The 19,517-nt window shown below is 57.3% G+C and carries 23 protein-coding genes and 1 other RNA gene; 14 read left to right on the top strand and 10 right to left on the bottom strand.

The genetic code is table 11. From position 1 onward, the window contains the following. Window positions 1-7: 7 nt before the first annotated feature. The 6 genes from frr to GS614_RS01405 form a co-directional block, all read right to left on the bottom strand. The gene (gene frr / locus GS614_RS01430; RefSeq protein ID WP_171116013.1) at window positions 8-571 is read right to left on the bottom strand and encodes a ribosome recycling factor; all 564 of its coding nucleotides are present in this window, start codon (window positions 569-571) and stop codon (window positions 8-10) included. Between the two features lie 181 nt (window positions 572-752). Beyond that, complete coding sequence (gene acuI, locus GS614_RS01425) at window positions 753-1,748, bottom strand: acryloyl-CoA reductase (RefSeq protein WP_171725329.1); 996 nt, start codon at window positions 1,746-1,748, stop codon at window positions 753-755. A gap of 89 nt (window positions 1,749-1,837) precedes the next feature. Next, the gene (locus GS614_RS01420) at window positions 1,838-2,941 is read right to left on the bottom strand and encodes a dimethylsulfoniopropionate demethylase (RefSeq protein ID WP_171362891.1); all 1,104 of its coding nucleotides are present in this window, start codon (window positions 2,939-2,941) and stop codon (window positions 1,838-1,840) included. Beyond that, window positions 2,942-3,442: a DinB family protein gene (locus GS614_RS01415; RefSeq protein ID WP_371809374.1), complete on the bottom strand. Its 501-nt coding sequence runs from the start codon at window positions 3,440-3,442 to the stop codon at window positions 2,942-2,944. Between the two features lie 26 nt (window positions 3,443-3,468). Continuing rightward, window positions 3,469-4,173 carry a DUF1326 domain-containing protein gene (locus GS614_RS01410; protein ID WP_152457918.1) on the bottom strand — a complete coding sequence of 235 codons (705 nt, stop codon included), beginning with the start codon at window positions 4,171-4,173 and terminating at the stop codon, window positions 3,469-3,471. Between the two features lie 4 nt (window positions 4,174-4,177). After that, window positions 4,178-4,942 carry a DUF2182 domain-containing protein gene (locus tag GS614_RS01405; protein ID WP_171725915.1) on the bottom strand — a complete coding sequence of 255 codons (765 nt, stop codon included), beginning with the start codon at window positions 4,940-4,942 and terminating at the stop codon, window positions 4,178-4,180. A 115-nt stretch (window positions 4,943-5,057) separates the two neighbouring features. On the opposite strand from GS614_RS01405, the gene GS614_RS01400 reads away from it, so the two are divergent. From GS614_RS01400 to GS614_RS01355, 10 genes are all read left to right on the top strand, one after another. Beyond that, entirely contained in the window at window positions 5,058-5,789 is a 732-nt protein-coding gene (locus GS614_RS01400) for a FadR/GntR family transcriptional regulator (protein WP_171725328.1), read from the top strand. A 117-nt stretch (window positions 5,790-5,906) separates the two neighbouring features. Next, window positions 5,907-7,307: a selenium-binding protein SBP56-related protein gene (locus GS614_RS01395; protein ID WP_171725327.1), complete on the top strand. Its 1,401-nt coding sequence runs from the start codon at window positions 5,907-5,909 to the stop codon at window positions 7,305-7,307. 13 nt (window positions 7,308-7,320) lie between these two features. Then, window positions 7,321-7,974, top strand: a complete 654-nt coding sequence (locus GS614_RS01390; protein WP_171362893.1) for a hypothetical protein — start codon at window positions 7,321-7,323, stop codon at window positions 7,972-7,974. A 59-nt stretch (window positions 7,975-8,033) separates the two neighbouring features. Next, the gene (locus tag GS614_RS01385) at window positions 8,034-8,684 is read left to right on the top strand and encodes a TenA family protein (protein WP_171725326.1); all 651 of its coding nucleotides are present in this window, start codon (window positions 8,034-8,036) and stop codon (window positions 8,682-8,684) included. A gap of 17 nt (window positions 8,685-8,701) precedes the next feature. Next, on the top strand, window positions 8,702-9,064 hold the full coding sequence (locus GS614_RS01380; RefSeq protein ID WP_152457913.1) for a DUF4345 family protein: 363 nt from the start codon (window positions 8,702-8,704) through the stop codon (window positions 9,062-9,064). 36 nt (window positions 9,065-9,100) lie between these two features. Next, window positions 9,101-9,448, top strand: a transfer-messenger RNA (tmRNA) gene (gene ssrA, locus GS614_RS01375). 101 nt (window positions 9,449-9,549) lie between these two features. Beyond that, window positions 9,550-9,981, top strand: coding sequence for an ester cyclase (locus tag GS614_RS01370; protein ID WP_171725325.1), 432 nt, complete (start codon window positions 9,550-9,552; stop codon window positions 9,979-9,981). Window positions 9,982-10,106: 125 nt separating this feature from the next. Continuing rightward, window positions 10,107-10,922: a sulfurtransferase/chromate resistance protein gene (locus GS614_RS01365; protein WP_171725324.1), complete on the top strand. Its 816-nt coding sequence runs from the start codon at window positions 10,107-10,109 to the stop codon at window positions 10,920-10,922. Further along, window positions 10,919-12,172: a chromate efflux transporter gene (gene chrA / locus GS614_RS01360; RefSeq protein ID WP_171725323.1), complete on the top strand. Its 1,254-nt coding sequence runs from the start codon at window positions 10,919-10,921 to the stop codon at window positions 12,170-12,172. The genes GS614_RS01365 and chrA overlap by 4 nt, the downstream gene beginning before the upstream one ends. A 76-nt stretch (window positions 12,173-12,248) precedes the next feature. After that, window positions 12,249-12,707, top strand: coding sequence for an SspB family protein (locus GS614_RS01355; RefSeq protein WP_152457909.1), 459 nt, complete (start codon window positions 12,249-12,251; stop codon window positions 12,705-12,707). A gap of 27 nt (window positions 12,708-12,734) precedes the next feature. Here GS614_RS01355 and GS614_RS01350 read toward each other — a convergent pair whose 3' ends face one another. After that, entirely contained in the window at window positions 12,735-13,298 is a 564-nt protein-coding gene (locus GS614_RS01350; protein WP_171725322.1) for a hypothetical protein, read from the bottom strand. Between the two features lie 205 nt (window positions 13,299-13,503). Here GS614_RS01350 and fumC point away from each other — a divergent pair, with 205 nt between their 5' ends. From fumC to GS614_RS01330, 4 genes are read left to right on the top strand one after another with little or no spacing between them, the layout of a single operon-like run. Then, on the top strand, window positions 13,504-14,898 hold the full coding sequence (fumC, locus tag GS614_RS01345) for a class II fumarate hydratase (RefSeq protein ID WP_171725321.1): 1,395 nt from the start codon (window positions 13,504-13,506) through the stop codon (window positions 14,896-14,898). Next, window positions 14,898-15,074 carry a DUF4169 family protein gene (locus GS614_RS01340; RefSeq protein ID WP_171116043.1) on the top strand — a complete coding sequence of 59 codons (177 nt, stop codon included), beginning with the start codon at window positions 14,898-14,900 and terminating at the stop codon, window positions 15,072-15,074. The genes fumC and GS614_RS01340 overlap by 1 nt, the downstream gene beginning before the upstream one ends. Beyond that, complete coding sequence (locus GS614_RS01335; RefSeq protein WP_171116045.1) at window positions 15,071-15,292, top strand: ribbon-helix-helix domain-containing protein; 222 nt, start codon at window positions 15,071-15,073, stop codon at window positions 15,290-15,292. The genes GS614_RS01340 and GS614_RS01335 overlap by 4 nt, the downstream gene beginning before the upstream one ends. 58 nt (window positions 15,293-15,350) lie before the next feature. Further along, window positions 15,351-15,953 (top strand): DNA-3-methyladenine glycosylase I, encoded by a 603-nt coding sequence (locus tag GS614_RS01330; RefSeq protein WP_171725320.1) that lies wholly within the window; start codon window positions 15,351-15,353, stop codon window positions 15,951-15,953. A gap of 4 nt (window positions 15,954-15,957) precedes the next feature. Here the strand turns inward: GS614_RS01330 and GS614_RS01325 are convergent, their stop codons facing one another. The 3 genes from GS614_RS01325 to GS614_RS01315 form a co-directional block, all read right to left on the bottom strand. Then, complete coding sequence (locus GS614_RS01325; RefSeq protein ID WP_171725319.1) at window positions 15,958-16,839, bottom strand: fructose bisphosphate aldolase; 882 nt, start codon at window positions 16,837-16,839, stop codon at window positions 15,958-15,960. A 73-nt stretch (window positions 16,840-16,912) separates the two neighbouring features. After that, the gene (locus tag GS614_RS01320; protein ID WP_171725318.1) at window positions 16,913-18,268 is read right to left on the bottom strand and encodes a cytochrome P450; all 1,356 of its coding nucleotides are present in this window, start codon (window positions 18,266-18,268) and stop codon (window positions 16,913-16,915) included. Beyond that, window positions 18,265-19,467 carry a hypothetical protein gene (locus GS614_RS01315; RefSeq protein WP_171725317.1) on the bottom strand — a complete coding sequence of 401 codons (1,203 nt, stop codon included), beginning with the start codon at window positions 19,465-19,467 and terminating at the stop codon, window positions 18,265-18,267. Before GS614_RS01315 ends, GS614_RS01320 begins: the two co-directional genes overlap by 4 nt. Between the last annotated feature and the right edge of the window lie 50 nt (window positions 19,468-19,517).

Below are 19,517 nucleotides of genomic sequence, written 5' to 3'. Positions count from 1 at the left end.
GTTCGGCTCAGACCTGCATGATTTCGGCTTGCTTGGTTTCGAGCGCAGCATCTACGGCCTTGATCATCTCATCCGTCATGTCCTGAACTTCACTTTCCCAAAGCTTCTGGTCATCTTCCGACATGCCGTCCGCCTTGGCCTTCTTGATCTGATCCATGCCATCGCGACGCACGTTCCGGATCGCAATGCGCGCGTTTTCCGCGTAGTGACCGGCGACCTTGCTCAACTCGCGGCGACGTTCTTCGTTCAACTCGGGTATCGGCAGCATTATGATGGTGCCGTTCAATTGCGGATTGATCCCAAGGCCGCTTTCGCGGATGGCCTTTTCCACCTTACCCACCAGTGACTTGTCCCAGACGTTTACAGTGACCATTCGCGGTTCGGGCACGTTCACGGTGCCCACCTGGTTGATCGGTGTCATCGAACCGTAAGCGTCAACCATGACAGGTTCCAGCATCGAGGCCGAAGCACGCCCTGTTCGCAATGATGCAAATTCGGTTTTCAGATTGGCCATTGCGCCATCCATGCGGCGCTGCAGATCATCGGTGTCCAGTTCGAAGTCGTCAGACATTCTGCTCACTCCCCGTCTTCAGGTAATCTTTGGATGGGTCTTACGCCATCGCAATTGGGATGTATAGCAATCATGATCGGGAATTGTATCAATGGCCAGAGGTGTTGCGACCAATTTGGGCAAACATCTTTTCCGGAACCTGGCCGAGTTTCTTCGGCCAGGTTGAGTTCATGGGTCAGCCTCAGGCGTTCACGTCCACCACGACGCGCCCCTTGACCTGACCTTTCAGAATGTCGGCGCCCAGTTGCGGCAGATCGGACAGACCGGCCGGTTGAACCATCGCCTCAAGCATGTCCATCGGCAGATCCGTGGCGATCCGTTTCCACGCGCGCACCCTGTTGTCATAGGGCTGCATCACGCTGTCGATGCCCAAAAGGTTCACGCCGCGCAGCAGGAACGGAATCACCGTCGCTGGCAAAGCAGCGCCCCCTGCCAAACCAACCGCAGCAACTGAACATCCGTATTTCATCTGGCCCAGAACACGCGCCAGCATGGCGCCGCCCACAGCATCAACGCAGCCCGCCCATGTTTCGCTTTCCAGTGGACGTTTTGTGGTCTCGTTCAGGTCGTCGCGCGGCACGATGGTCGTCGCACCAAGTGATTTCAGATAGTCACCGGTTTCGGGCCGTCCGGTGACCGCGGCGACCTCATAGCCCAAATTGCCAAGAATGGCCGTGGCCACCGATCCGACGCCGCCCGCCGCTCCGGTCACCAATACCGGTCCACGATCCGAGGTCAGCCCATGATCCTCCAGCGCCATGACCGCCAGCATCGCAGTAAACCCGGCGGTGCCCACAGCCATTGCCTGACGCGTTGTCAGCCCATCGGGCAGCGGCACCAGCCAATCGGCCCGCGCGTTGGCTTTTTGCGAATAGCCGCCCCAGTGTGCCTCACCGACGCGCCATCCGGTCAGAACAACCTTGTCACCGGGTTTGTAGCGGTCATCCGATGAGGCCTCGACCGTGCCGGCGTAGTCAATGCCCGGGACATGCGGATAGGCCCGCACCAGCCCGCCCCCTTTCGGAGACAGGCACAGGCCATCCTTGTAGTTCACCGTGGAATATTCGACCGCAACCGTGACATCACCATGCGGCAGATCATCCACCGACAATTGTTTGATCGAGCCGGTGGCAAGTCCGCTCTCTTCATCCTTGTCCATCACAAGTGCATTGAACATTTGTCATTCCTTTCGTGTTCAGCGACCAGCCCATGTCGTCAGCTGGTTCAAAATATCCCGAGGTCGACGCGGCAGCGTCCTTGATTCTGCTAGATCCAGAAATGCGATTGCACGGTCGCGCGGCGCATCCCGGCCGGTGTTTCCACTTCCAGTTCCGTCCCGGCATCCCAATGGCTCAGGCGCACCATACCGATCGCCACATTGGTTTCAAAATCCGGAGACCAAGCCGCCGATGTCACCTGCCCCACGCGCTTGCCGCTTGCAAACAGGTCCCAGGGACGATCGCAACCCGGCACCGGATCACCATCAATGGCGATAGGTCGGATTTGCTGCACCGGCCCTTCCTTGGCGACACGCAACAGAGCGTCCCGACCGATGCAGCCGATTGCGGTGTGCGTGTTGCAGAACTTTCCCAGACCGCATTCATGCGGGGTGTTGTCGTCGGTCATGTCGTTCCCATAGGACAACAGACCGCCCTCAATGCGTTCGATCAGGTTCGGGCAACCCGCGCGCACATGCAGGTCTTCGCCCGCGGCAAACAGGGCGTTCCACAAAGGCATGCCGATATCGACACCTTCCACGTATATCTCGAAACCACCCTGTTTCGAATAACCGGATCGCGCGACGGCCAGATCGCGCCCCTCGAACTCGAACATATCAAATTTGAAGAAACGGATGTCGCGCACTCGGTCCCCGAAGACACGGGCCATCAGCTCGTCCGCCTTCGGGCCCTGAACGGCAAGCGGCGACACGTCCGGTTCATCCACCAGCACATCCAGACGGTACCCAACGGCGATACCCTTGACCCACAGCAACAGATCACTGTCGGCAATCGAGATCCACCATCGGTCTTCGGACAACTTCACCGCCACCGGGTCGTTCAGCATGCCGCCGGTTTCGTCAACGATCGGCACATAGAAACATTGCCCCGGCAGCATACCGCGCAGATCGCGCGGGGTCAGCATCTGCATGAGACGCGCAGCATCAGGGCCACGCAATTCAACCTGCCGCTCGCACGACACATCCCAGACCTGAACATGGGTCTTCAGATGCCGGTAATCGGCTTCAACACTTTCAAATACCGTCGGCAACAACATGCGGTTGTAAACCGTATAGCCCTTGACCCCGGCAGCTTCGACTCCTTCAGAGAACGGAGTGCGCCGCAAGCGGCGTGAGGCGGAAATCTGCGGCATTCATACCTCCTGCGGCATAAAGACGATATCACTGACAGGCGCTTCCGAGCCCGTCTCGGTTAGCATTTTGTGCACTTGTCCCCTGTGATGGGTCTGATGATTGAAGAAATGGATCACGCACAGCGCGTAAGGCATTGTGACATCGGCCTCTTTTGCGGCGGAATACCACGTGAACGATCCGGTCAGCGGATCATCCCCCAGCCCTTCTGCCCAGTGCAGGATACGCGTGTCGATCTTTTCGCGTAACGCCAACCAGCTTTGCAGGTACGGGCACAGGTATACGCTTTCATGGATACCCCCGCCCGCCTTGTGAATATTGCCATCTGGCCCGTCGCGCTTTTCGAAACGCGACATCCACATCCAGTCGCCCCACAGCAGATGGTTCACCGTGCCCATGATCGAGCCAAAGAACGCCCCGCGTTCAAGGGTCAGCTCCTTCGGTGTCAGAGATTGCAAAAACTCTGCCAACTGTTTGTTCTGCCAGTGATTGTAACGCGCCATTTCCTGCGCATACCTACCCGTGATCATCATTTGGGCCCGTGCCAGTCGATCGGGCAGATTTCAGCGGACTTGCCGCCAAAGTCCCAGACCCGGCCATAGTCGCGCACCTTCGATTTGGTGCCACGCGCCACGATGATGTCAGGTCCCATCCAATATTTGGAATTTGAGACCATCACCGGATGCTCCGGGTCCTTGCCCGCAAGCATCTCGATCTCTCCCTGGATTTTGCGACCAATCGCGATCCGACGTTTGTTTCCGTCGCGCTCAATCTGGACCGGCGCCCGTTCCGCACCAATGATCTCGCTGACCAGCATGGTAAACAGACCGGTCGTGCCGCCCGCCTGACCGCTGAAGATTTGCAACAAACCGTTATAAGCTTTGCCGCTTGCGCGCTCGTCGACATAAGCGGCGACTTTCCACTGGCCTTCCCCCATCCGGCCCGGAATATCGACCAGCAAGCCGACATTCAGACCCGACAGATCCTCGCCTTCATAGTGGCCTTCATCAACGATGATGCCCATCCAAGCATGGCAGTGACCTTCCGTCGGGGGATGTGCGCCCAGCGACACCACGCAGGGGCAGAACACGTCGCATGAACAATTCAGGATCAACTCGCCCTTGATGGCCCATTCCGTCGGGCTCATCTCTCGCCGCTTGGGATTGGGCATGCGGCTGTCGATGCGCTGGCTGACGGGCAGCCGGTCGGCGTCTGGTTTTCTGTTTTTAGCCATTGGCTTATCCTCCGTAGCTAATTGGATACACGAGCAGGACAAGACCGCCCGCAATCAACATAAACCCCATTGGACGGGTCACGGCGTGCCCGATCTGAGGAAGTTTCTCCAAAACCATGAACAGGGTCGCGAGCCCCATCCACAACAGGCTCATAACACCGCCGACAAAGCCAAGTGCCATAAAGCCCCAGCAACAGCCGACGCAAAACGCGCCAAGACCCAGGCCCATGCGCACGCCACCTGCAAAACCGGTTCTCCAATGTCCCAGGAAATAGGTCATCGGGGCATGGCAGACACCGTGGCACACCTCTTTGGCGCGGGAAAACTGAAAGGCGCCCACGGCAATCATCAAGCCGCCCGCGACCCATCCGGATTTGGCAATTCCCAGCATATCGACAACACCGCCAAACAGCAGAACCAACTGAATTCCTGCGATCACGGCCGCAAACCCGACCCAGACGATGGAATACCCGGCCAGAACCCCCAGCCAGCCGGCGCGGCTGCCATTTGCGCTGCGGATCAGGTCATCGTAACTGCGCAGGGTCGGGATCAGGGTCGGCAGCATCATGGCCGCCATCATGATCGCCCACATTGAAAACAGCGGCCCGAACTCGGCCATGGGCATGTACATATCCATGCGCGGATCCATCGCGGCCATCGCCTGCCCCATCGGCCCCGGACGGCCGATCAGATCAAGGTCCATGTCCCGGCTCATCGAGAACATGACCCACCACGCCCACAAGATCAGAACATAAAAGCCCAGCCACATTCCGCTGCGCAGCCACGTACGACTCACTTCGGCCTCCCGACTCAACTCCCTTGCTTTTCAAATGTCAGACTTTTAAATGTCAGACAAATAAAAATTTGCCCAAGGTCGTCTGAAGATGAAAACCGCGCCCCGGAAAACCGCAGACCTGTCTGCCCAGATCGCCCAGGCCATTCGGGATGCGATCGTATCGGGTGAACTGATCGTGGACGCGCGCCTGCCGTCCGAAGCCGAACTGTCGGATCAGTTCCAGGTCTCTCGCCCGACCGTACGTGAGGCATTGAAACGGCTGGCCGCGCAATCCTTGATCCGCACGCAACGCGGCGCTTCTGGCGGAGCGTTCGTGAATCGCCTGAGCTTTGAGGATGCCTATTCTCAGCAAGTCACGACTTCGACATTGCTGCTGTCGATGAATGCGGTCAGCTTCGATACCGCATGCGAAGCGCGATATGCCCTGGAAAGGGCCTGTGCGGCCTTGTCTGCCCAACGGCGCACGGCAGATCACCTGGCGACCATGCGGGCAGAAATATTCCGCCAGTCCCAACCGGGCCTGACGGACGAAGCATTTTGCGCCTCGGACGTCACTTTTCATCGCGCTCTGGTGGATGGGGCTGGCAACCCGGTCCTGTCCTATCAGCTGGCAGGCGCCGTGGAAGCGATGCAACCGCTGATGAACATGATCACGTTCACGGCGCGATCCCGCGAAGAGATCATCGGACTGCACAGCAGAATAGTGGACGCGCTTGAGGCAAAAGACGCAGACACCGTAGACACCGCACTTATTGATCTGGAACATTACACACGACGGCTGGCCCATGACGTGGCCGAAAGCAAACGTAAACCGACCTGAGGGCCGCATTCGAAACAAGATCAGAACAAGGGGCAAAAAAGCGGGCAGATTGTCATCCGGCGCCAAGATCGGAACTCTCAATATGAATTGAAGTTCAATGACTTACGGGAGGACGTTATGAACCAAAGACCGGACCCAAGTTTTTATCCATCCGCGAAACTAGCGATGGAGGGCCCCGCTGAGACGCTTGCATTCACGCTGATGCTCAGCCCTGACTTTTCTCAACCCGACGGGCTGGCGGTTGTGAATGTCGATCCAAGCTCGGACGATTTCGGAAAGATCGTGCATCAGGTGATCATGCCCGAAAAGGGCGACGAATTTCACCACTTTGGCTGGAACGCCTGTTCTTCTTCCCTGTCGCCGCTGAGCGGTCACGCGTTTCTGGAGCGGCGCTATCTGATCATCCCGGGCATCCGGTCCAGCCGGATTTATGTCATTGACGTGAAAAACCCGCTTGAGGCCAAGATTCACAAGATCATCGAACCCGAAGAAGTCTTTGCAAAGACAGGGTATTCCCGTCCGCACACGATCCATTGCGGGCCTGAGGGCATCTATGTCAGCACCCTTGGTGGCGGCGGCCCCGACGGCACAGATGGCCCTCCGGGCATATTCATCATGGATTGCGAGACCTTCGATATCATCGGGCGCTATGAGATCGAGCGCGGCGTGCAGGACAAGCATTATGATTTCTGGTGGAACCTGCCGCGTGACTACATGGTCAGTTCCGAATGGGGGCTGCCGCCGCAATTCGAAAACGGGCTGGTGGCCGAGGATCTGCTGTCCAACAAATACGGCCACCGGATCCATTTCTGGAACCTTCGGAACCGGACGAATATTCAAACCATCGATCTGGGCGAAAACCATCAGATGGCCCTGGAAATCCGCCCCGCGCATGATCCCGTAAAACAATACGGGTTCTGCGGCGTTGTCGTCGATACGACCAACCTGCAAGGTGCGATCTTCACCTGGTGGCGCAATGATGACGGCACGTTCGAAGCCAAGAAGACCATATCAATCGATCCGCAACCCGCTGATCCTGATGATCTTCCTGACCTTCTGAAGGGCTTTTCTGCCGTTCCGCCGCTGGTTACTGATATCGACCTGAGCCTGGACGACAAGTACCTCTATGTCGCGTGCTGGGGAACCGGCGAGATGCATCAATACGATGTATCCGACCCGATGAACCCAACCCTGGCAGGCAAGGTCGAGATCGGCGGAATCGTCAAAAAGACAAAGCATCCAAATGGTCAAACCTTTGGCTATGGTCCACAGATGGTCGAAATCAGCCGCGACGGCAAACGCGTCTATTGGACCAATTCGCTTTATTCCACGTGGGACGACCAGTTCTACCCCGAGGAAGGTGGTGCGGCCATGGTCAAGGCTGATGTCGGCGAGAATGGTGGTCTGACATTGGATCCGAAGTTCTGGGTAGAGTTTCCCAAGGGCTATCGCAGCCACCAGATCCGGTTGGAAGGCGGAGACTGTTCAACCGACAGCTTCTGCTATCCGTCGGTCTGAGTTGGAATTTTTGATGTCATCAACGGCTGGCCTGTGGCTGGCCGTTGTTCTGAGCGGAGCCTATCACGGCCTGAACCCCGGCATGGGCTGGCCACTGGCAGTGTCTTCGGCTTTGATGGAACAACGCCAATCCGCGCTTTGGGGTGCACTCGCGGCTTTGGCTGGCGGGCATTTCGTAGCCATGCTCGGCGTACTTCTTCCTTTTGCCTTGATGGCCGTATTGGTCGATTATCAAAATGAAATCCGCATCGGCGCGGCTCTGGTCGTGATTGGCATGGGCCTGTACATCGCGATAACCCGCCGTCACCCCCGCTTTCTTTCGCGGATCCCGCCAAGCAGGCTCGCGCTGTGGTCTTTTCTTGTGGCGCTTGCCCACGGGGCTGCCCTGATGCTGGTTCCAATCTATCTGGGCCTGTGTGCCGTGGATGAACTGGACGCGGGCCATCAAGCGATTTCTCAGATCATGACCACGAACACCCTTTTGGTTCTGGGCGTCGCCGCGCTGCATACGGCCGCCATGGTTCTGGGGGGCGGTTTTTTGGCCTTTGCGGTCTATCGTTGGCTCGGACTGCAATTCCTGTCGCGCAGCTGGTTCAACCTGGAGCTCCTCTGGGCCCTGAGCCTCATTCTGGTCGGTGGTCTGGGTCTCTGGTCCGCACTTGGCTGACCTTGTACTTTGTTTTGAAACGCGCTTTGTCTGCATGGAAACAAAACTGGAGCTTCCGAATGCCGGACCAATCCCGCCCAACCGAAGTGCTGCGTCAGGGCAAAATCGTCGACTGGACGGCCGCCACAACCCATGCCTTTACCCGCGAGTTGTCTGACGGCACCCTGCCCGAGAACAAGATGCGCTGGTATCTGCAACAGGACTATCAGTTCGTCGACGGTTTCGTGCGTCTTTTGGCCAGCGCCATCGCGCATGCGCCGACCCTTGCTGACAGCGTACCGGCCGCACAGTTTCTGGCGGTGATCACAGGCCCCGAGAACACCTATTTCCTGCGCGCGATGGACGCTTTGGGCACTGAGCCCAGCACCGAGCCCGCGCCCGCCACACGCGCGTTTCAGGATCTGATGGCCGAAGCCGCAGCCTCTGGCCGTTATCAGAACATGCTGGCGGTACTCGTCGTGGCGGAATGGGTTTACCTGAGCTGGGCCAGCCCGGAAAACCCGCCCAAAGACGGCTTGCCGTTCTGGTTTGCGGAATGGATCACGCTACATGCGGGCGAAGGGTTCGAAAGCGTCGTGGAATATCTGCGCAGTCAGCTGGACAACGTCTGGCCGACGCTGGATGCGGCCGAACAGGCCGAGGTCACGCGACTGTTCCATCGCGCTGTCGAACTGGAACGTGATTTCTTTGACGCCGCCTACGCGGCCTGAACCATAAGGGGGCCGGAATGGTCGCAACTCTGAACGTCATCGCGGCATTGCTGACCATCGGGTTCGGCGCATTCGGGTTTCTGGCGCCGGCCCACACCGCGTCGGCCCTGGATTTGGCCCCGACCAACAGCACGATGGGGTTGTCCGAGATGCGCGCCTCGGTCGGTGGTTTGTTTGTTGTGACGGGGATTGCCGTTATCTGGCTGAACAACCCAATGGCCTATGTCATGCTGGGCATTGTCTATTCCGGTGCAGCGCTGGGCCGGTTTGTGTCGGTCGCGCTGGACAATCCCCCCTTGGCCAAGGCGTTGATCTTTGGGGGAATCGAACTGGTTTTGGCCGTCTGGCTGATTGCTGCAAACTTCAACAAAGCCACCTAACAGATTGGAAATGTTAAACACGGTTGCGTTCATTCTGAGTTTGCATCCACCCATTACCTCACCTATATAAGAGTCGTCCTTCGGGACTATGGACATAAACGCGCTCGTAATAAGCGGATCGGACCCGGGGGCGGTACCCGGCGGCTCCACCAACCATCCTTCGTTTGGGGATTTTGGGGCCGAAACAGGATCGACGAACGTCTAAAGGGGTTAGCTTTGTCTCGGCTGTCTGCCACCGTTACCGGCGAAAACAGTACAATTGCAAACGACAATCGTGCTCCGGTTGCAGTTGCTGCGTAAGCAGTGGCAAGACCGAAACTTAAGCCCTTGCGCCTAGCCGCGTAAGGCGGGGTTCGCAGGTACCTGGCAACAGAAACCTGCATTAATCCCCCACATGTCTGATTTTATTTACCCGCCCTTAGGCGGATTCAGAGTTTATTCATTCCTTTTTGCCATCTTGCCAGCACTTGGACAGGAGAACTGGGATGACGAATTCAGAGATACTCAGAAAGTGGTACTCCGAGGTTTGGGAAAATGGAAACACCGAAGCAATTGATCAGTTCTTCGCACCCGAAACGATGGCCGAGGGGCTGATTCCAGAAATGCAGGTCGGTGCGGACGATTTCCGGGATCTGGTCATGGCGTTCCGCCATATTCTGGGGGACATCAAGGTCGAATTGCCCAAGATCATCGAAAACGGCGACTGGGTGTCCGCCATTCTGCATGTGCGTACTTTTCGGGCTGACAATGGCGCGCCAATGGAAGTCACCGGCCAGGTCATGGCGCGGTTCAAGGACGAAAAGATGGTTGAAGCCTACAACCATTTTGACTTCATCTCGTTTTTTGAAGAACTGGGCCAGTTTCCATCGGACACCCTGCCCGTATGCATCACCGGGCAACGCCTGGACTGGGCGTGAACCCAAAGCAATCTTGACCCCCATGACCCTTGCGCGCTAGCAAGTGCCATGGGGTAAGATTGCGAACGCCCCGTGAGGCGACAGCCCAAGTTTCGCATGTATCCGCGGTCACAAGGAAACATGCCATGGCATCGCCCAACTCTATTTCTCCCAAACAGCTCCTGCGTCTGATTGGTACTCCGAACGTGCCCGTTCTATTCGACGTCTGCCTGAATGACGATTTTGAAGAAGATCCCTATCTGATCCCCGCATCAATCCGGCACCCGGCCGCAGATCTTCGGGAGCTTTCGTGCAAGATCTCCGATCGCCCAGCCGTGATTATCTGTCAGAAAGGCAAAAAGCTGAGCCAGGGCGTTGTCTCCTGGTTGCGCAGCGAAGGGCATCAAGCCGAATATCTGGAAGGTGGAATGCATGCCTGGCGCGACATGGCCGATGCACCACGTGTGCCCGCAGCACGCATTCCTGATCGAATTGGTGGCAACACGTTGTGGGTCACGCGTCACCGACCCAAGATCGACAGAATCGCATGTCCCTGGCTGATACGCAGGTTTGTTGATCCCGACGCCAAGTTCCTGTTTGTGGCACCCGGCGAAGTCGAAAGCGTTGCGACTGTTTTCGGGGCGTCACCTTTTGATATCGAGAACACGTTCTGGAGCCACCGAGGCGACAATTGCACGTTTGACACCATGCTGGATGAATTCGGGCTTCACTCCCCTGCACTGGACCGGTTGGCGACAGTCATCCGGGCGGCGGACACGAACCGGCACGCGCTTGCGCCTGAAGCGGCGGGATTGTTGGCGGTGTCCGTCGGGCTTTCAAGGCAGTACCGCGATGACCATGAAAACCTGAAAGCCGGGATGAATTTTTACGACGCGATGTATCGCTGGTCGCGCGATGGGTTTGACGAAAGCCATGACTGGCGCACCGGGCGAACGTCATGACACCGACACTGGCCGAGATTTTCAAGGTCTTTGGCAGGATCGGCCTGCTGTCTTTCGGCGGTCCTGCGGCTCAAGTCTCCTTGATGCATCAGGAATTGGTCGAACGCCGACCCTGGCTGGATGAACAGACTTACCTGCGCGCCCTGTCTCTGTGCATGTTGCTGCCGGGCCCCGAGGCGATGCAGCTGGCAACCTATGCGGGGTGGCGTCTGCGCGGCGTTGCCGGCGGGCTGATTGCCGGCAGCTTGTTCGTTTTACCCGGCGCGTTCGTGATTGCGGTTCTGGTCGCGCTCTATTCAGCATTTGGCGATGTTCCCTTGGTGCAGTCGGCCTTTACGGGCATCAAGGCAACCGTCATCGTCATCGTTTTGCAGGCGCTCCGCAATCTTTCGCGCAAGGCATTGAATGATCGCGAGCATCGAACAATCGCAATCCTGTCCTTCCTGGCCATTTTTTTGCTGAACCTTCCTTTTCCGGCGATCATATTCGTTGCCGCAGCCTGGGGCTACGTGACCTTTAAAGGACCCGTAGAAACTCCCACGCCAGAAGGAACACCACATCTGGCGCGGTCTCTGCGAACGATTGCAGTCTGGTTGCCCCTTTGGTTGGGCCCGCTCGTTGCTCTGAGCGTCACAGGCCATCAACTGCTGAGCGATCTGGGGTGGTTTTTTGCCCGACTCGCCGTTGTGACCTTTGGCGGCGCATATGCGGTATTGGCCTATATGACCCAAACGGTTGTCGACCAGTACCACTGGATCAGCACGGATCAGATGATCGATGGGCTGGGGCTGGCGGAAACGACTCCGGGGCCGCTCATACTTGTCACACAGTTTGTCGCCATGCTGACCGGGCAACTGACCGGCGGGTTCACGCTGGCGCTTGCAGCCGGTGCGGTAGCATTGTGGGCGACGTTCGTTCCGTGCTTTCTTTGGATTTTTCTTGCGGCCCCATATCTCGACCGTCTGGCCGCGCGTCCCCGCCTGTCTGCGGCCCTGCATGGAATCACTGCGGCCGTCGTCGGGGTGATTCTCAACCTTTCCGTGTGGTTCGCCCTGAATGTTCTTTTCGAATCAGTGTCTGAAAAATCATGGGGTCCTCTGGCAATCCCCATGCCGCAGATTTCCGCGTTGAATTTTACCGCATTCGGTCTAACTATCCTTGCTGGGACCTTGATTTTTCGACTGAAATTAGGGATGGGAACCGTGCTTGCCCTGATGTCGATTGCCGGCCTGGCTGCACACAATATCTGATCAATCCGGTCGTACCCGCCCTTTCGTTTCCGAACAAAACCCCTATGCTGAGCATAACCACTTTTGAGGATCACACATGTCGCAAGGCATCGATTATGGAAACCTGATGCACACCGCCATGCGCGGCCTGATCAAAACAGTGCTGAAGGAAGTTTCTGAAACCGGTCTACCCGGGGCGCACCACTTTTTCATCACTTTCGACACACGTGAAGATGGTGTGGAAATCGCCGACTGGCTGCGTGAACGATATCCCGAAGAAATGACCATCGTCATGCAGCACTGGTTCGAGAACCTCGAAGTTGGTGACCTCGGCTTTGGCATCACTTTGAACTTTGGCGATGCCCCGGAACCGCTGTACGTCCCTTATTCTGCAATCAAGACTTTCGTGGACCCATCCGTGGAATTCGGCCTTCGCTTCGAAAGCCCGGAAGACGAAATCGAAGAAGATCAAATCATCGAAGACGACATCGAAGTCGAAGAAGAAGAAATACATCACGATGCGGATATCGTATCGCTGGACAGCTTTCGGAAATGAACCTTCAAACCCCGCCCGGCGCGGGGTTTATCGTTTCATCAGGAAAGTCTCGACCGATCGTGATTTTTGACCATCTATGAATCGTGAAAACGCGAGGTTCAGCCCGCCTTGGGCAAGCGTGCGGTCGAATTGCTGCAACTCATATCCTCCGTCCTCGTCAATGAACAAAGAAAACACGGTCAGTGTTTCGCCGACGATGCGGCCCCATACAAATGGCTCGCCCTTCATCGGGTCCAGCGGGACTTCGTGACCAAAGACATTGCGTTTCATCGCCGCCGAAAACACATCCGGGCGGTCTGACGGAACAAAATCAATCGAGAACTTCTGTTCCTTTACGCGTCCATCCAGCTTGTATGTCGTCGTCCGCCAACTGACGTTGAAACCGTTCTTGGTCTCGACGATGGAAACGCTCATGTCGCGGGGCGTTGTCGTGCCATCCGCGTCCACAACTTCGGCTGAACCGATATAATCTCCTATGAAAGGTGTGATGTCTGCCGCGCGGGCCGCTGCGCTCAGAACCGACAGCCACAAAGCGCAAACTGCAAGTATCGCGACTGCTTTTCCAAGCGTAAGGCGATGGAAATTTGGCATTTTGTCCTCCATGGCGTCTATTGCTCCATTGTAGCCCAGAGGTATCCGCAAACAATGCACATTCCCCGCCAACAACGATTAAAGTGACGCACCCCGCGCCTATACCTTTGACGCCCTTAAGTTTAAGGTGCGCGCAACTGGCCGATTGCGTCACGGCGTGGCTGCGGCTAAACGGCATACAACTGCATACCAGACGGAGTGACCGATGTCTCAAACCCGCACAGAATCCGACAGCTTTGGCCCGCTCGAGGTTCCTGCCGACAAGTATTGGGGCGCCCAAACGCAGCGCTCGATCATGAATTTTCCCATCGGCTGGGAAAAACAGCCGGTCGCCATCGTGCGCGCGCTGGGCGTAATCAAGAAAGCCTGCGCCATGGAAAACAAGGCAACGGGCAAGCTGGACGCAAAGATAGCAGATGCGATCATCCAGGCCGCAGGCGAGGTGATCGATGGCAAGTTCGACGACAACTTTCCGTTGGTCGTGTGGCAGACGGGTTCCGGCACCCAGTCGAACATGAATGCGAACGAGGTCATCGCCAACCGAGCCATCGAGATTCTGGGCGGCAAGATCGGATCCAAAAACCCGGTACACCCGAATGACCACTGCAACATGGGGCAATCGTCGAACGATACTTTCCCAACCGCCATGCATATCGCAACAGCGATGAGCGTACGCGATGTGCTGCTTCCCGGCCTTGAAAAACTGGCGTCCGGTCTCGAGCAGAAGGCCGAGGAGTTCAAGGACATCATCAAGATCGGCCGAACCCATACACAGGACGCGACACCGCTGACCTTGGGTCAGGAGTTCAGTGGCTATGCCCACCAGATTCGTCAGGGAATCGCACGCGTACATGCGGCGATGCCGGGGATTTATGAACTGGCCCAGGGCGGAACGGCCGTTGGCACCGGCCTGAACACCCAGCACGGCTGGGACAAAGCCGTCGCAGGCCATATGGCCCAAATCACCGACCTGCCCTTCGTGACGGCGCCGAACAAGTTCGAAGCGCTGGCCGCCCATGATGCCATGGTCTTCCTTTCGGGCGCTTTGGCGACGATTGCCGGCAGCTGCTACAAGATCGCAAACGACATTCGTTTCCTGGGCTCCGGGCCTCGTTCCGGCCTGGGTGAACTGATCCTGCCGGAAAATGAGCCCGGCTCGTCGATCATGCCCGGCAAGGTAAACCCGACGCAGGCCGAAGCGCTGACGCAGGTCGCCGCGCATGTGATGGGCAACAATGCAGCGATGAATTTTGCCGGGTCGCAAGGGCATTTCGAATTGAACGTCTACAATCCGATGATGTCCTACAACCTGCTGCAATCGATCCAGCTGTTGGGGGATGCCACCGACAGCTTTACCGAGCGGATGCTGATGGGCATCAAAGCGAACGAGCCGCGCATCGACAAGCTGATGAAGGAATCGCTGATGCTGGTCACGGCGCTTGCCCCTACCATCGGTTATGACAATGCGACCACCGTTGCGAAAACCGCCCACAAGAACGGTACCACGCTCAAGGAAGAAGCCATCGCGCTGGGCTTTGTGGACGAAGCGACCTTTGATGCCGTCGTCCGTCCCGAACAGATGATCGGCCCAAGAGACTGATGGGCAAGCCGGTCAATCTGAACCGGTATCGAAAAGAAAAAGCGCGGACCGAAAGAAAGGCCCGCGCTGACCGGAACGCCGTCGCGTTTGGGCGTACAAAAGCTGAAAAAGAAGTCGTGAAGCTTCAACAGAAAAAACAAAAGCGCGACCTCGACGATCATGAGCTGGACGAATGAGCGGCCGTCCTGTCAAACGCTCTTTGACCCTGCAAGGACACCGAACCTCGGTATCACTCGAGGATGAATTCTGGCGTGCTTTTCGCGAGATCGCTCAGGAACAAGGCAAGCCAATCAATGTCTTGGCGGCCGAAATAGATGTGGCCCGCGACCCGGAAACGGGTCTTGCATCGGCCATACGCGTCTTTGTGCTGAACTGGTTCCGCAACCCTGATTGAGACTTGTCACGCCCTCGCCTCGACGTGTAACGTGAGCGGGAACAAAAAGGGTACAACCATGAGCGACACCATTACCGGGCCGGATGGGCAGCAAAGATGCGCATGGTGTCAGGCCGCGCCCGAATTCTTTGAATATCACGACAATGAATGGGGTTACCCTGTCGGCGACGACCAACGGCTGTTTGAAAAACTGTGCCTCGAAAGCTTTCAGTCAGGCCTTAGCTGGCGAACGATCCTGAACAAGCGCGAAAACTTCAGGAAAGCCTTTTGCGGGTTTGATTTCAACAGGATGGCCGCGTTTTCTGATGAAGATGTGGAACGCCTGCTACAGGATTCTGGGATCATCCGTCATCGCGGCAAGATTGAAGCGGTGATCAACAATGCACGTTGCGCGCAGGACCTTGTGGCGGCCGAAGGATCTCTGGCGGCCTATGTCTGGCGTTACGAGGCTGAAACGCCTCCGCCTCCGCAAACAGCGTCCACATCGCCCGAGTCGGTGGCCATGTCGAAAGATCTCAAGAAACGGGGATGGAAGTTTGTTGGCCCTACAACCGTGTTTGCGTTCATGCAGGCCATGGGGCTGGTCAATGATCACGCCGAGATCTGCATCGGCAGAAAAAAAGCGGCACAGTTGCGCCGCTCTTTCGTCAAACCTGTCTGACGGATCAGACCGAGGCTTTGTAAATCTTGTCGATGTTGGCACCCAGCGCCGCGTTGAATTCGGCATCTGACTGCTGCTTCGACAGACCTTCGGTCAAGGCCCGCGAGAAAGATGCGATCATCTTGCCGTTCCGGCCCAACAGATCACAGGCTTCTTCCGTCGAATAACCGCCAGACAGGGCCACAACGCGCAAGACCCGCGGGTGGTCAGCCAGCGCGTCATACAGGTTTGCCTTTGTCGGGATCGTCAGCTTCAGCATCACTTCCTGGCCCTCGGCCAGTTGATCGAGGTTTTTGAGGATTTCAGCCTTCAGGATGTCTTCCGCCTCGGCCTTGGTTGCCGAATGGATGTTCACTTCGGGTTCCACGATCGGAACCATACCGGCATCGGTGACTTCGCGGGCGACGTCGAACTGTTGGGCAACCACCGCCGCGATGCCATCGGCATTCGCTTCGTGAATGACCGAACGTTCCTTGGTGCCGAACACACCATCGGCCTTGGCCAGGGTCTCGGCCAGACCGGGGATCGGTTTCATCATCTGAACGCCATTTGCCTGTTCTTCCAGGCCTTTGTCGATCTTCAGGAAAGGAACGATACCTTTGACCGACCAAAGGTAATCGGCAACCTTGCGGCCTTCGATCTCTTCGCCCAGGGTACGTTCGAACAGGATTGCGCCAATCACTTTGTCCTTTGTGAAATCGTCGGCCAGAATGATGCGGGCACGCATCTTCTGGATTTCACCGAACATCTCTTCCTCCGAGCTGTAGTCGGATGCCTCGACGCCATACAACGCAAGCGCTTTCGGGGTTGATCCGCCGCTTTGATCCAGTGCCGCGATAAAGCCCGTGCCGTTGATCATCTGCGCGCGCTGTTCTGCTTTGGACATATTGTTTTCCCGTTCAATGATGATTCCGATGTTCTTCCCCGCATACAACAGGGCGTGAACCGATGGTAGGTTGTTAGCGCTCAAACAGGCGTAACCATATGCCATCTTTGGATCGAACCGTCAGGTGAGCGACCGGAAGAGGTGTTTTTCCCGGGATTGTTTCGAACCGGTAGCGGCGCAAGAGCATCGACAGGATCAGCGGCCCTTCGACCATTGCAAACCCGGCCCCGGTGCACACTCGGGGGCCCGCAGAGAACGGGATGTAAGCGTCGCGCTGACACCGCTTGCCGTTTTCCGTGCCCCAACGGTCTGGATCAAAACCGTCCGGATCATCCCACAAACGTGCCTGACGGTGCAAATGCCACGGGCTGATCACGATCTGCGCGCCGACCGGCACATCCCGGTTACGGAACCGTTCAGGGCACGTGGTCTCGCGGACCATCATGGGCACCGGAGGATAAAGGCGCAGCGCTTCGCGAAACACATCCCGGCTGATCCGGAGTTTTGAAACAGAGGCAAATGAAGGATCATCCAGAACAGCGGCCTCCTCTGCAACCTTCTGCTGCCATTCCGGATAAAGCGCCATCAGGTACAGCGTCCAGGCCAAGGCTGACGCACTGGTTTCATGCCCGGCAAGAAAAAAGATCGCCACCTGATCAACCATTTCCTCGGGGTCGAAGAACTGCCCGGTTTCGGGGTCAGCCGTCGTCATGATCTTGGTCGCAAGATCGTCAGGTGCCGTTCCGTCCTTAATGGCCTTTGCGCGTGTTCTGGTCAGTTCGGCAATCAGCGCCCTGATATCCCGCGCGTTCTGTTTGGTCGCCCCGGAATGAAACCGGGGCAGCCACTTTGGCAAAGGAACAAAAGCCGCCAGATTCAGCAAAGGTTGCGCGCGTTGATAGGCCCGGAACTTTTCGAACACCTGGCTGGCGATAGCGTTGTCGATAGGAACGGAAAACAGGGTGCGAAATATCACGTCCGCCGCCGCATGGCTTGTCTGTTCTTCGAATTCGAGTTCCCCGCCGACATGAGGCCGCAGCCGTTCCACACACGCCTCGGCAGCGGCCAGCATGGCAGGGAATGTATTCTTCAGACGGCCCCCTTCGAACGCGGGATCGATAATCCGCCGCTGTCGTTTCCAGACCTCGCCATTGGTCAGAAACACTGAATTGCCAAGCAACGGACGCAGGCCTTCGCTGATCCTGCCGGATTTGGGGAAATCGTCAGCCCGTTTCTTGAGGACCGTTTGAACCAGATCCGGTTGATTGATCAGAAACGACCGGAAGAACGGGGTTTTGAATTCTGCCATCCACGCGCGATACAGCCGGGCTGGCTGGGCCGACAGCAGGTCATGTCTGAACAGTTTCACATAGCGCAGCAACGAAACTTTCTCGGGGCGCGGGTCTGGCTTGGGCGGGGTTATGGTCATGGGTGTACCGAAGTGAACTTGGAGACAGGCGTCTCGATGCGGCTGCGCGAAGCCTCACGATCCGCAAACCTTTGCCCCAGCGTCAACGGGCCAGCCGTTATCCGGAAATAATCATAGCTTTCCGGCTTATCGAAGGCGCAAAGATACTGAAAATGAAGCCGAAAAAATCGCCATCGCAAAGCTTTCCAGCGTTCCGGAGACAAGGTTTGCGAAAAAGCCGCTGACAGGACTAGCGGCCAGCGTTTATCAGCATCGACCACCCCTGTGACCGCAATCGGATCGCACAGCGCAAAGGCGCAGCCATCACCGGGAGCCGAGACATCGATCCAGCTGAGCTCGGACCGTGTGGACAGGAAATGCAGATCGGACCGCAAATCGTGTGCCTGGGGCAGAAACGAGACCATGGGAACCACCTGTCCCAGGCTGAGAAACGACAGCACCGCGCGTTGCTCGTGCACGTTCGCTCTTCGGATCAGCTTGGCCAGAACAGACACCCCCAGATGCGCGCCCGAGCTGTGGCCAACGACCAGCACCTCATCCACATCGGAATTCAACGCGTCTTGGATCGCTTCACGAAACGAAGACAACCTTTCCCGCAGCTCGACCGGCATTTGCCCGCTCAACTGCGCTGAATAGGCGTAATCATGCATCAGGTAATACGCAAACAGCCGGTTATCGACCTTGCGAAACCACAGCAGTAACGCGACGGCGATGGCCGCTCCGGGGAATACCCCCCACCAACCAGCCATGGCTATGCACGCCCACGCCAACGCAAGCGCGATCAGCAGCTGAGACACCAACATCGCCACTGGATACAACGCAGCGATCACCGGGCCCTTGCGCAATCGCATCAGACGCCACAACGTACCGGTTGATATGTAAATCCACGCCGTGCGGGCCAATTGCCAATAGGTCGCCGGGATCGAGACCGACATGCTGTCGCGCACGATGTCGGACCACACCAGAACCTCGAATTCCGTTTCAACAGTCAGCCCATCTTGTTCCGAGTTCACACGCCAGCCAAAACGTCCGTCCGTTGTCTTTGGGGCGATTGCGATCTCGTACCCCGAGATCCGGGCCTGCTTCTGAGACTCGGTGCGATACAGCTCGCGATATCGCCGGGGCGGCATCGGATCATAGCCGGGTATATAGAACACCCGACGTCTGCGCACCTGCGGCTGATTTGTGTGACTGCTCATGCCCTTACCTTCTGATGCGCAGGTTAACGCAGGCTTGAGGTCAAGGTAAG

The sequence above is a fragment of the Ruegeria sp. HKCCD6604 genome (genome assembly GCF_013110635.1).
In the GTDB taxonomy this organism is placed as follows: Bacteria; Pseudomonadota; Alphaproteobacteria; order Rhodobacterales; family Rhodobacteraceae; genus Ruegeria.
Note: the sequence above shows the minus strand (reverse complement) of the source record. Positions and strands in the feature narration are given on the sequence as shown.

Excerpts from the sequence above, each read along its gene's own strand:
- frr (WP_171116013.1), bottom strand. The coding sequence starts at position 571 with ATGTCTGACGACTTCGAACTGGACACCGATGATCTGCAGCGCCGCATG.
- acuI (WP_171725329.1), bottom strand. The coding sequence starts at position 1,748 with ATGTTCAATGCACTTGTGATGGACAAGGATGAAGAGAGCGGACTTGCC.
- GS614_RS01420 (WP_171362891.1), bottom strand. The coding sequence starts at position 2,941 with ATGCCGCAGATTTCCGCCTCACGCCGCTTGCGGCGCACTCCGTTCTCT.
- GS614_RS01415 (WP_371809374.1), bottom strand. The coding sequence starts at position 3,442 with ATGGCGCGTTACAATCACTGGCAGAACAAACAGTTGGCAGAGTTTTTG.
- GS614_RS01410 (WP_152457918.1), bottom strand. The coding sequence starts at position 4,173 with ATGGCTAAAAACAGAAAACCAGACGCCGACCGGCTGCCCGTCAGCCAG.
- GS614_RS01405 (WP_171725915.1), bottom strand. The coding sequence starts at position 4,942 with ATGTGGCTGGGCTTTTATGTTCTGATCTTGTGGGCGTGGTGGGTCATG.
- GS614_RS01400 (WP_171725328.1), top strand. The coding sequence starts at position 5,058 with ATGAAAACCGCGCCCCGGAAAACCGCAGACCTGTCTGCCCAGATCGCC.
- GS614_RS01395 (WP_171725327.1), top strand. The coding sequence starts at position 5,907 with ATGAACCAAAGACCGGACCCAAGTTTTTATCCATCCGCGAAACTAGCG.
- GS614_RS01390 (WP_171362893.1), top strand. The coding sequence starts at position 7,321 with ATGTCATCAACGGCTGGCCTGTGGCTGGCCGTTGTTCTGAGCGGAGCC.
- GS614_RS01385 (WP_171725326.1), top strand. The coding sequence starts at position 8,034 with ATGCCGGACCAATCCCGCCCAACCGAAGTGCTGCGTCAGGGCAAAATC.
- GS614_RS01380 (WP_152457913.1), top strand. The coding sequence starts at position 8,702 with ATGGTCGCAACTCTGAACGTCATCGCGGCATTGCTGACCATCGGGTTC.
- GS614_RS01370 (WP_171725325.1), top strand. The coding sequence starts at position 9,550 with ATGACGAATTCAGAGATACTCAGAAAGTGGTACTCCGAGGTTTGGGAA.
- GS614_RS01365 (WP_171725324.1), top strand. The coding sequence starts at position 10,107 with ATGGCATCGCCCAACTCTATTTCTCCCAAACAGCTCCTGCGTCTGATT.
- chrA (WP_171725323.1), top strand. The coding sequence starts at position 10,919 with ATGACACCGACACTGGCCGAGATTTTCAAGGTCTTTGGCAGGATCGGC.
- GS614_RS01355 (WP_152457909.1), top strand. The coding sequence starts at position 12,249 with ATGTCGCAAGGCATCGATTATGGAAACCTGATGCACACCGCCATGCGC.
- GS614_RS01350 (WP_171725322.1), bottom strand. The coding sequence starts at position 13,298 with ATGCCAAATTTCCATCGCCTTACGCTTGGAAAAGCAGTCGCGATACTT.
- fumC (WP_171725321.1), top strand. The coding sequence starts at position 13,504 with ATGTCTCAAACCCGCACAGAATCCGACAGCTTTGGCCCGCTCGAGGTT.
- GS614_RS01340 (WP_171116043.1), top strand. The coding sequence starts at position 14,898 with ATGGGCAAGCCGGTCAATCTGAACCGGTATCGAAAAGAAAAAGCGCGG.
- GS614_RS01335 (WP_171116045.1), top strand. The coding sequence starts at position 15,071 with ATGAGCGGCCGTCCTGTCAAACGCTCTTTGACCCTGCAAGGACACCGA.
- GS614_RS01330 (WP_171725320.1), top strand. The coding sequence starts at position 15,351 with ATGAGCGACACCATTACCGGGCCGGATGGGCAGCAAAGATGCGCATGG.
- GS614_RS01325 (WP_171725319.1), bottom strand. The coding sequence starts at position 16,839 with ATGTCCAAAGCAGAACAGCGCGCGCAGATGATCAACGGCACGGGCTTT.
- GS614_RS01320 (WP_171725318.1), bottom strand. The coding sequence starts at position 18,268 with ATGACCATAACCCCGCCCAAGCCAGACCCGCGCCCCGAGAAAGTTTCG.
- GS614_RS01315 (WP_171725317.1), bottom strand. The coding sequence starts at position 19,467 with ATGAGCAGTCACACAAATCAGCCGCAGGTGCGCAGACGTCGGGTGTTC.